Source organism: uncultured Muribaculum sp. (assembly GCF_910583865.1).
Taxonomy (GTDB): Bacteria; Bacteroidota; Bacteroidia; order Bacteroidales; family Muribaculaceae; genus Muribaculum.
The window spans coordinates 1-11,627 of the sequence record NZ_CAJTYX010000060.1 but is presented as its reverse complement, the minus strand read 5'-3'; the positions used below and the strand labels follow the sequence as shown (position 1 = coordinate 11,627).

The window sequence follows — 11,627 nt, the reverse complement described above, 5'->3', positions numbered from 1 at the left end:
AGCTCGTTGGGCTCATAACCCAAAGGTCGCAGGTTCGAGTCCTGCTCCCGCCACTTCAATGACGAGTCCGGAAACGCAAGTTTTCGGACTCGTTGCATAAAAAACACCACTACTGCCGCAGAATTGCATCCCTGCGCGGACACTTTCGTTTATCCAATGCGAACTTTCGTTTATTAAATTTGTTAATTCGAGAGAAATCACTACCTTTGCAGCGGTTTCGACCGACATACGGCATAGATAGAAATCTCACACGCAAACCTATGGCCAAAGTCAGTGTTCAGCGACAAAGCCTCTTCACAGCCCCATCAGATGATGGCAAGAAGTATGCATCATGCGCAATACATCAGGCCTGACAATTGATTTCACAAATTCACGCCCGACTTCAAAACGCGCTGGATAAAGAAACAGATTCAAGAAATCGACTCCATTCCGGCTACAACCACAATCCACCACCGGACAATCTTCAACGGAGTGTTGCATTTCATCTGCGGTATTCCCGTATTAATGATGCTTGACGACACACCACGTGGCCGGAATTCCATTTTTGATATTAAACCTCTCAAAGCCCATTCCAAACAAGGCAATATGTACAAATACGACGAACTCGACGCAATGTCGTCTCAACAACTGGCCGATATAGCCGACAGCTTAGGCATAAAGAAATTCAACGCCGAAAATAAAGAGGATCTTGTCTACAAGATTCTCGACCAACAAGCCGACGTTGCAGCCACAAACTCGGCTACGAACAACCCTAATAATAAAAAAGCACGCCAGCCACGGCAAAAGAAAACGCGTCAGCAGAAAACAGCCGATGACGGAAACGCACCACAGGACATAGCTGCCGACTCCACAACAGGAAACACATCGAATCAGCCCGAAAAAGGCAAAAAGGCAAAAAACGATCCCACGCGCCAAGGCAAAAAGGATAAATCTCTCCAACAGCAGACATCCACCTCGGAGGCAACAGACGAAACCTCGCAGGAAATCCCACAACCACCGCGCCGTAAACCTGGCCGTCCTTCCAAGGCACAGCTTGCCGCAGAGGCGGCTGCGGAAAAAGCCAGAGTCGAGCTACAGGCCATAAAGCAACTGCCGGAAACAGACCATCCGTCAAAACCTGTAGACCAGCAGTCAGAGCAGCCTACTGATAATGAGACGGCCGAGATTGCGCTCCCGGCCCCGGCGGATGTGACAAAAGAGCAGATACTGTTGCCTGCTCCTGCTATTGACAATTCTGCCACAACGGAAGCAGCCGTTTCATCAGACGAATCAAATAACGACAGGATCCAACCGGATGAACAGACGCAAGCGGCAGAACAGCAACCGAAGAAACGTGATTTCCGACCCTCCAAAGACACTTCATTCGGATCATTCTTCCGCACCGAGCGCAAATTCGTGCCTCGTTCACAACGCGAAAAGGAGGAGGCAGCCGCCGCAGTGGCGTCTGCACCCATAGTCATCCAGGAACCCGCACAGAACATGGCCACACAAAAACAGCAACAGCAGCTCGGCAAGAAAAACAAACGCAACCGCAACAACAATAATAATAACCGGGATTTCGTGCCCGAACCGCAACAGCCCCGATACGATTTCGAAGGGTTGCTCCTCGCCTCCGGCGTTCTCGAAATAACGCCGGAAGGCTACGGATTCCTCCGCTCAAGCGACTACAACTATCTGCCTTCCCCCGACGACATCTACGTCACGCAGCAGCAGATCAAACAATACGGACTAAAGACCGGCGACGTGGTAGAGGGCTGGATTCGTCCGCCGAAAGAAAACGAAAAATACTTCCCGCTCGGAGAAGTCCGCGACGTCAACGGACGTACACCCGAGTTTATCCGCGACCGTGTACCTTTCGAGCATCTCACCCCGCTCTTCCCCGACGAGAAATTCGACCTCACCGGCGGACGTTCGAGCAACATATCCACACGCGTGGTCGACATGTTCTCACCAATCGGCAAGGGGCAACGAGGACTTATCGTGGCGCCCCCAAAGACCGGTAAGACCATCCTGCTGAAAGATATCGCCAACGCCATAGCTGAAAACCATCCCGAGACCTACATAATGATTCTCCTCATCGACGAGCGTCCGGAGGAGGTAACCGACATGAGCCGCAGCGTCAACGCCGAGGTCATCGCATCGACATTCGACGAACCCGCAGACCGCCACGTGAAGATTGCGGGCATCGTCCTTGAAAAAGCAAAACGTCTTGTCGAATGCGGCCACGACGTGGTAATACTCCTCGATTCCATCACACGCCTCGCACGCGCCTACAACACAGTATCGCCCGCATCCGGAAAAATCCTCTCCGGAGGTGTCGACGCGAATGCCTTGCAGAAGCCGAAACGGTTCTTCGGTGCCGCGCGTAACATCGAAGGTGGCGGCTCGCTCACCATCATCGCCACGGCTTTGACCGAAACAAGTTCCAAGATGGACGAAGTCATATTCGAGGAGTTCAAAGGAACAGGCAACATGGAGCTGCAGCTCGACCGCAAGCTCTCCAACAAACGCATATTCCCCGCCGTCGACATCATGGCGTCAAGCACACGTCGCGATGACCTACTGCAGCGCCAGGAGACCCTTCAGCGCATATGGATCCTGCGCCGTTACCTCAGCGACCGCACGTCGATCGAGGCAATGGAGTTCATGCGCGACCAGATGGAAAAGACACGCGACAACGACGAACTGCTCCGCAGCATGAATGCATGACCGCGAAATGCCGCTGTCCCCACTGATGAAACTACAATAATACATATTATAACCAATCAATCCAATTATGAAAGCATTTGTATTTCCCGGCCAAGGCGCCCAGTTCGTCGGTATGGGCAAAGACCTATACGACAACAATGCCGAGGCACGCGCAATGTTTGAAAAAGCCAACGAAATCCTCGGATTCCGCATCACCGACATAATGTTTGAAGGCACAGACGAAGATCTTCGCCAGACCAAGGTAACACAGCCTGCGATATTCCTCCATTCAGTGATCATCGCCAAGGTCATCGAAGAGACCACGGGCATCAAGCCCGACATGGCAGCCGGTCACTCCCTCGGTGAATTTTGCGCACTTGTCGTTGCCGGCGCCCTCAGCTTCGAGGACGGACTGCGTCTGGTAAGCGCACGCGCCCAGGCCATGCAGAAAGCATGCGAGCTTAAACCCTCGACCATGGCCGCCATCATCGCCCTTCCCGACGAAAAGGTAGAGGAAATCTGCGAGAGCGTCGACGGAGTGGTCGTATGCGCCAACTACAACTGTCCCGGACAGCTCGTCATCTCCGGAGAAATCGAGGCCATAGACACAGCATGCGCTAAAGCCACCGAAGCCGGCGCAAAACGCGCGCTAAAGCTTAAGGTCGGTGGAGCGTTCCACAGCCCCTGCATGGAACCCGCCCGTGCCGAGCTTGCTGCGGCAATCGAGAACACTCCGGTACACTCACCAAAGTGCCCCGTATATCAGAACGTGGATGCCCTCCCCCATACCGATCCCGCCGAAATCAAGGCCAACCTCATCGCCCAGCTCACCGCTCCGGTACGTTGGACAAAGACCGTACAGAACATGATTGCCGACGGAGCCGACGAATTCATCGAATTCGGTCCCGGCAAAGTACTTCAGGGCCTCGTGGCTAAAATCGGCAAAGGCACCGAGCTTACCATTTCCGGCTTCGAGAAACTCTGATCCGGAATAGGCAGAAAAACAATCGGGACAAAAGAACCTGACGCGACAGTCCAGAATGTCCCGCAGGTTCTTTTGTCCCGTTAATCCATCAACAAGGAATCATCCAGGACCATACACCACAATATGAAAACTACCGACCAGCTCATCGACGACCTGCTTACCCTGGCTTTTGCAGAGGATGTAGGCGACGGCGACCACACTACCCTCAGCACCATACCCGCCGATGCCAACGGACGCCAGCATCTACTCGTGAAAGAGGAAGGCATACTCGCAGGAGTGGAAATCGCGAGAAAAGTATTCGAAAAATTCGACCCGTCACTCAAGATGACGGTATACATACATGACGGCGCACACGTCAAGCCCGGTGACATCGCATTCATTGTCGAAGGCCCTGTACGTTCATTGCTCCAGACCGAGCGTGTCATGCTCAACATAATGCAACGCATGAGCGGCATCGCCACCATGACCGCACGCTACCAGGAACGTCTCGCCGGATTAAAGACAAAAGTGCTCGACACCCGCAAGACAACCCCCGGCATGCGTATCCTTGAAAAGCAGGCCGTGAAAATCGGGGGCGGCGAAAACCACCGTATAGGTCTATTCGACATGATTCTCATCAAGGACAACCATGTGGACTTCGCAGGAGGAATACCACAGGCTGTAGCGTCGGCACGCAAGTACCTCGCAGAGAAAGGCAAGGATCTGAAGATCGAGGTCGAGGTGCGCAACACCGAAGAGATCCTTCAGGCCCTCGAAGCGGGAGTGGACCGCATCATGCTCGACAACTTTACCCCCGAACGCACAAGAGAGGCAGTAAAGCTTATCAATGGACGCGCCGAAGTGGAATCATCGGGAGGAATCACGCTCGACACCCTTCGTCAATACGGAGAATGCGGAGTCGATTTCATATCCGTCGGTGCCCTGACACACTCCGTAAAAGGACTCGACATGAGCTTCAAGCATTGCTGATGCCTACGTTTAGCGAAACTCTCGACACTCTGCGGCTTTCCGGCAATCTTCGCCGGATTCCTGTCCCGGAGTCAGGCAACGCGTGTCTTGACCTCTCAAGCAACGATTATCTCGGGCTTGCCGCCAGGCCGGAGCTTCAGGAGGAATTTCTCGCATGCGAGTCAAACAGAAAGTCCCCCCTGACGGCCTCGGCCTCGCGACTGCTTGCTTCGGAACAAAGCGAATTCTATAGGCTTGAAACTCTGCTCTCCGACCTCTATGGCCGGCAGGCGCTGCTCTTCAACAGCGGATACCATGCCAACACAGGCACGGTATCGGCCATTGCGGGTGACGGCGCCACGATGATTGTGGCCGACAAACTTGTGCATGCCTCTATCATCGACGGGATAGTATTGTCGCGCGCGCCCTTCGCACGCTTTCCCCACAATGACACCGTACGTCTTGAGCGCATACTCCGGAAGCATGCGGACGAATATGAGCGCATACTCGTAGTGGTAGAGTCCGTCTACAGCATGGACGGCGACACATGCGACCTTGATGCCCTCATCGATCTCAAGAACCGCTTTCCCAACGTGATGCTCTATGTGGACGAGGCACATGCTTTCGGCGTACTTGGCGACCACGGCCTGGGACTGGTACGCAGTAACCCGCGCCACGAGCAGGTCGACATAATCGTAGGCACTCTCGGCAAGGCGGCTGCATCCTCCGGAGCGTTCGTGATAACGCATGGAGATATACGCGAATATCTCGTCAACCGGGCACGCAGCTTCATCTTCTCGACAGCGATCCCGCCGATGACATGCAGATGGAGCCGCTACATGATTGAAAAGATTGTCGATATGGATGAAGAGCGTGCCCATCTGCAACGAATTGCCCGGGAAACGGCGGCATTGCTTACGCCCTACTCATCCGGCACGGTGAGGCCGAGCCATATAATGCCGCTCATAATAGGCGATGCCGCACACACCGTAGAGATTTCTCGACGAATGCTCGACCACGGAGTAAAGGTGCTCCCCATACGCACTCCGACAGTTCCTCCCGGCACCGAGCGGCTGCGATTCAGCTTAAGCGCCGCTCTCACCGACTCCGACCTGCAACTTGTGCGCGACGCATTAGCCGCCACACTCCATTCACTATGATTCAACAACTCATAAATCACGAGCCTGACAACCGCGATATAATCGTAATATTCCTCGGATGGGGGACAGATGCGGCATTTATAAAACAGTTGTGCCATCCGGGATGCGACATAATGGCAGTATGGGACTACCGCGACGAAACATTTGACCACACACTGCTGCTAAACTACCGCCACGTCTATATCTTCGCATGGTCGATGGGGGTTATGATGGCCCAACTCACCCTACAGCGCCACCCGAACCTGCATCCGGCACTGTGCATCGCCGTAAACGGCAGTCTTTCCCCCGTCGATGATTCGACCGGCATACCCAAGGCCATATTCCAAGGCACTCTGGCCGGATTGTCCGACGCCACCCTGCGCAAATTCCGCCGTCGGATGTGCCACACCCCCGAAGAATTCGACGATTATTGCATCTCACTCCCCTCACGCGGCATCGACGAACTGCGCGACGAGCTGCGCATACTTGGCGAGCGGGCATCCGTTAAGTCAAATGCTCCCGGCATACGATGGGACAGGGCCATAATAGCCGAATCAGACCGCATATTCCCCATTGAGAACATGCGCCGTGCATGGAAAGGTATGGCCCGTGTAAGAGAGACATCGGGCGGCCATCTCCCGGCATGGCAGGAGATAATCGACCAGGAGATAATCGACAAAAAATATGTCGCCTCCAGATTCCGGCGTGCCATACCAACATATGACGCACACGCTACGGCACAGAAACGCATAGCCACACGCCTGTGGGAAATGTGGCGTAAAGAACTGGCAGGACGCACGCCGCTGTCGATAATCGAGGCCGGCTACGGCACCGGTATGATGACTCGCATGTATGCCCCCGAACTAAAACCATACCGGCTACTTCTATGGGATCTCTGCCCAACCGACATTTCCCTCCCGGTTGCCGGAGAGATCATTGCCGGAGATGCCGAAGAACTGATAGCTCAGCTTCCCGACGCATATGCGGAGGCCGTGGTAAGCTCTTCGGCCATGCAATGGTTCAACTCACCTGCGGAATTCATCGCCAATGCCGCCCGCGTCATCTCCAAAGGAGGTCAACTTGTGATAAGCACGTTCGGCGAACGCAACATGTGGGAACTGGCACAGGTCACACGGCTGCCGTTACGCTACCCTACCCTTGACGAGCTGTGCGCAATGATTCCCGATGATATGCGTATCCTCGTTGCTTCTCAGGAGGAGATCGTGACACGGTTCGACTCCCCCCAAGACGTGCTGCACCATTTGAAGGCCACAGGGGTCAACGGCATGCGCGGGCTTTCAGTCCCGCTCAGACGCATAATTTCCGACTATCCCCACACCGACGACAACAGCGGTGTCACACTCACGTACCACCCACTCTATATTATTGCGGAAAAACTATGAAAGGTATATACTTCATATCAGGCATAGACACTGATGCCGGCAAGACCTACATGACAGGACTCCTTGCCAAGCAGCTCATGGATAAAGGATTCTCGGTCATAACCCAGAAATTCATACAGACCGGCAACGAAACATGGTCGGAGGACATAGAAGTACACCGCAGACTCATGGGAACAGGAATGCTCCCGGAGGATCTTGACCATACCACCGCACCGGAGATATTCAGCTATCCGGCGTCGGCACAGCTTGCTGCCCGTATCGACGGACGGGATATCGATCTTGGAAAGATAAAAGCCGCTACCACCACCCTTTCGGAACGATATGACATAGTGCTCATCGAAGGCGCGGGAGGACTTATGGTTCCTATCAACGATAATTTCTTCACCATCGACTACGTGGCCGACAACAATATTCCCATGATTCTCGTCACCAACGGCGTGCTCGGCTCCATAAACCATACCATACTCTCCTTAGAAGCCATAAGAAGCAGAGGGATAAGGCTATTTGCTGTGATTTACAACACGTTCTACGACAAAGACAAGATTATCGCCGATGACACGCGAGGCTTCATCAGCCGCTATCTTGCAACGAATTTCCCGGACACATCATACATAATAATGTAAAAACCATCTATTTTTACAATCTATAGTTAAAAAATGTTATACAACTCCATTGCATAAACATCGCTAATACTTTAATTCGTAACTTTACGGAGACAAACGTCACGATGCATATTCATTGCATCCCAACCAAGACGTCACCGTTCATGGGATTTAAGTGAAAGACAGATGAGTGTCAACACCTTAATATTATCCATTTCAAAAGAGCAACTTGCAGAGCTGCCGGTTGTGGCATATCCCGGTCACATCGTGGTCGTAAACACGCCCGAACAGGCTGCCAGCGCGTTGTTCACAATAAGGCGATGCCCTATCGTAGGATTTGACACGGAAACAAAGCCGTCATTCCGCAAAGGTCATCCCAACAACGTGGCGCTTGTGCAAATCTCTACCGGTGACTGCTGCTACCTGTTCCGCATCAACAAATTCGGCATAACCAAAGAGCTTTGTGACTTCTTCCAGGATCCCGGAGTATTGAAAATCGGATTATCGCTCAAAGACGATTTTCATGTAATGCACAGGGGACTGGAATTCACCCCCGCCGGATTCATAGACCTCCAGGACATGGTTTCAGGATACGCCATACATGACTCCAGTCTCCAGAAAATCTATGGTATCGTGTTCGGTGAAAGAATTTCAAAGAGCCAACGGTTGAGCAACTGGGAAGCACCGGTTCTCACCACTCCTCAGCAGATTTATGCCGCAATAGACGCATGGGCATGCCTTAAAATATATCATGCCCTCACCGACGGCACTTTCAACGCACAGGAATCACCCTACATACTCAGAAACGACCTACCATGAAAAAATCGACCTGGCTACCGCTCTTGTTGCTGATATACCTCGCAGTCATGTGCTATATCGGCAGAGCAGAATTCTATGCAGGCAACTATCTGTTCTATTTCGGCATAATCGCCGCTACCCTCATCTGCATATTACTGCTGCACATATTCCTGAAGCGTGGAGGCACCATCGGGCGACGTCGCGACCGCTCATGATAAAGCGATATACCATCTCTATCCCGCATCTGTACGTCTTACCCCAATTAATATACAATAATCCCGATGTCTCTACGTGAGGCACCGGGATTATCTGATTTTATTGCAATACTATGTAACGTTATTCGACAGGTGAATCATCTGAAGGAACCGAGGAATTTCCATCCGATGATGACACTGAATCCGGACGACGTATCTCAGTCACAATCTTGTCGCCTGCGGAATCATAGTCGACATATATCTCCGCTCCGGGAATCACCGAAGCATTGATGATCATCTCGGCAAGCTCATCCTCCAGATATTTCTGGATGGCACGCTTGAGCGGACGGGCGCCATACTGGGGATCATACCCCTTCTTGGCTATGAAATCCTTGGCTGCAGTAGATATATGCAGCTTGAATCCCAATGACTCCACCCTCTTGTAGAATCCGGCAAGCTCTATGTCGATGATCTTGAATATCGCATCACGGTCAAGCTGGTCGAACATCACTATGTCATCCACACGGTTGAGGAATTCCGGAGAAAACGCCTTGTTGAGAGCCTTCTGAATCACACCGTGATTATAATCCTTGTCGACGCTGCGAGTATTGAATCCCACGCCAGAGCCGAAATCTTTCAGCTGACGGCTGCCGATATTGGAGGTCATGATGATGATGGTGTTCTTGAAATCCACACGACGGCCAAGGCTGTCGGTAAGACGTCCTTCATCGAGCACCTGCAACAGCAGGTTGAACACGTCGGGATGAGCCTTCTCGATCTCGTCGAGAAGCACTATGGAATAAGGGTGCTGACGCACCTTTTCGGTAAGCTGTCCTCCCTCCTCATAGCCGACATATCCCGGAGGAGCACCGACCAGTCGGCTCACGGTAAACTTCTCCATATATTCGCTCATATCCACGCGTATCAAGGTATCGGCGCTGTCGAAAAGATACTCGGCGAGCTTCTTTGCGAGGTGGGTCTTGCCGACACCTGTCGGACCGAGGAACATGAAAGTGCCTATCGGCTTGTTTGGATCCTTAAGTCCCACACGATTGCGCTGTATGGCCTTCACAATCTTGTCTATGGCCTGATCCTGCCCGATAATCGCATTCTTGAGCTTCGGACCGAGTTCGCGCAGGCGCATACCCTCGGCCTGCGCTATTCGCTGCACAGGCACACCGGTCATCATGGCCACAACCTCGGCCACCTTCTCCTCGTCGACAATCTCGCGGGTAGAGTTGAGCGAAGCCTCCCACTTGCGTTTGGCTTCCTCAAGCTCTTGCTTCAGATGCTGCTCCTTGTCGCGGAACGATGCCGCCGACTCGAAATTCTGGTTCTGTGCGGCCTGTAGCTTGGAAGCGTTAGCTTCTGAAATTCGCTCCTCAAGCTGCTCTATCTCCTTAGGCACCACTATATTGGTGACGTGGACACGCGAACCGGCCTCGTCCATTGCATCAATCGCCTTGTCGGGGAAGTTACGGTCGCTCACATAACGTTCCGTAAGCTTGACGCACGCTTCGAGAGCATCCGGCGTATATGTGACGTTGTGGTGATCCTCATACTTGTCCTTGATATTATTAAGAATAGTAAGAGTCTCCTCTGCGGAAGTAGGCTCCACCATCACCTTCTGGAAACGTCGCTCAAGAGCACCATCCTTCTCGATGTTCTTTCGATACTCATCGAGGGTGGTAGCGCCTATGCACTGTATCTCACCACGTGCCAGCGCAGGCTTCAACAGATTGGCTGCATCCATCGAACCGGCGGCATTTCCAGCCCCGACGATGGTGTGAAGCTCGTCGATAAACAGTATGACATCCTTGTTCTTGGCAAGCTCGTTGAGAATGCCCTTGATGCGTTCCTCAAACTGGCCGCGATACTTCGTACCGGCGACTATCGAAGCCATATCAAGCGAGATCACACGCTTGTCAAACAATATGCGCGACACCTTACGCTGTACTATGCGGAGCGCCAGCCCCTCGACTATCGCCGACTTGCCGACACCGGGTTCACCGATGAGCACCGGATTATTCTTCTTGCGGCGGCTCAGTATCTGAGCCAGACGCTCTATCTCCGTATCACGACCGATCACCGGATCAAGGTTACCCTCCTCGGCGGCGCGTGTCATATCGTTGCCGAATTTGTCGAGCACCGGGGTGTCATTGCCGCGACGTGCCGCAGTACGATGCGACGATGCGCCGGGTTGTGCCGAAGATCCCGCAGCACTGCCGCTGCCGGGAGCATCAGGCAGGTCGTCATCGTCATCATCCTCATCATCGCCAAATGATGTCCCCATGCTCGGAGCATCGGCCACATTGGCAAAGAGTTTATATATAGCCTCATAGGTGACGCCCGCATCGATGAACGCACGAAACGCCTCCACACCCTGAACTTCCTTATTGTGGAATAAAGCCAGCAACAGATGCTCCGAGTCTACGACTTCGCTTTTGAGCATCTTGGCCTCAAGTACGCTAAGTTTTATTATGCGATTGGCCAGATCGCTGACAGTAAGCACGTTCACGCTCTCGGTGCCTTGAAACAGACTTCGATCGAGCGTGTCTCGGAGCTGATACATGGTGTCGGCATCGAGCAGCTGCTGAATGGCCTGGAACGCATGACTTCCGGACTGCGACATAATCGCCAGAAGCATATGCTCCGGACCCACTATCTTACTGTTGTGGCGGATTGCCTCCATACGACTCTGGTCGAGCACATGCTTGAGTTCATTGGAAAAAACGGTATCCATAAATGTCCTTTCTCGTTAGTTATGCAAATATAATAACAATAACTGTGCCAGAAATCCACCTGCCACGTATTATTCACGGCTGACGCATCTTAATTTTATACAACATCAAAACTTTTTAAAGCATAGA

9 protein-coding genes are annotated in these 11,627 nt (G+C 52.7%); 8 read left to right on the top strand and 1 reads right to left on the bottom strand.

Annotated features, from left to right (window positions below):
- The first annotated feature begins 585 nt into the window (after positions 1-585).
- The 8 genes from rho (at position 586) to QZ303_RS10130 (ending at position 8,778) form a co-directional block, all read left to right on the top strand.
- A complete protein-coding gene (rho, locus tag QZ303_RS10165) occupies positions 586-2,709 on the top strand; it encodes a transcription termination factor Rho (protein WP_295732396.1) in 2,124 nt (707 codons plus the stop codon).
- 67 nt (positions 2,710-2,776) lie between these two features.
- Complete coding sequence (gene fabD, locus QZ303_RS10160; RefSeq protein WP_295732393.1) at positions 2,777-3,673, top strand: ACP S-malonyltransferase; 897 nt, start codon at positions 2,777-2,779, stop codon at positions 3,671-3,673.
- A 123-nt stretch (positions 3,674-3,796) separates the two neighbouring features.
- Complete coding sequence (gene nadC / locus QZ303_RS10155; RefSeq protein WP_295732391.1) at positions 3,797-4,642, top strand: carboxylating nicotinate-nucleotide diphosphorylase; 846 nt, start codon at positions 3,797-3,799, stop codon at positions 4,640-4,642.
- On the top strand, positions 4,642-5,781 hold the full coding sequence (locus QZ303_RS10150; protein WP_295732389.1) for an 8-amino-7-oxononanoate synthase: 1,140 nt from the start codon (positions 4,642-4,644) through the stop codon (positions 5,779-5,781). Before nadC ends, QZ303_RS10150 begins: the two co-directional genes overlap by 1 nt.
- Positions 5,778-7,163: a pimeloyl-ACP methyl esterase BioG family protein gene (locus QZ303_RS10145; protein WP_295732387.1), complete on the top strand. Its 1,386-nt coding sequence runs from the start codon at positions 5,778-5,780 to the stop codon at positions 7,161-7,163. Before QZ303_RS10150 ends, QZ303_RS10145 begins: the two co-directional genes overlap by 4 nt.
- Positions 7,160-7,786, top strand: coding sequence for a dethiobiotin synthase (bioD, locus tag QZ303_RS10140; protein ID WP_295732385.1), 627 nt, complete (start codon positions 7,160-7,162; stop codon positions 7,784-7,786). Before QZ303_RS10145 ends, bioD begins: the two co-directional genes overlap by 4 nt.
- 165 nt (positions 7,787-7,951) lie before the next feature.
- Complete coding sequence (locus tag QZ303_RS10135; RefSeq protein ID WP_295732383.1) at positions 7,952-8,584, top strand: 3'-5' exonuclease; 633 nt, start codon at positions 7,952-7,954, stop codon at positions 8,582-8,584.
- Entirely contained in the window at positions 8,581-8,778 is a 198-nt protein-coding gene (locus QZ303_RS10130; RefSeq protein ID WP_295732381.1) for a hypothetical protein, read from the top strand. Before QZ303_RS10135 ends, QZ303_RS10130 begins: the two co-directional genes overlap by 4 nt.
- Positions 8,779-8,899: 121 nt before the next feature.
- On the opposite strand, the gene QZ303_RS10125 is transcribed toward QZ303_RS10130, so the two are convergent.
- Complete coding sequence (locus QZ303_RS10125; protein WP_295732379.1) at positions 8,900-11,500, bottom strand: ATP-dependent Clp protease ATP-binding subunit; 2,601 nt, start codon at positions 11,498-11,500, stop codon at positions 8,900-8,902.
- Positions 11,501-11,627 lie beyond the last annotated feature (127 nt).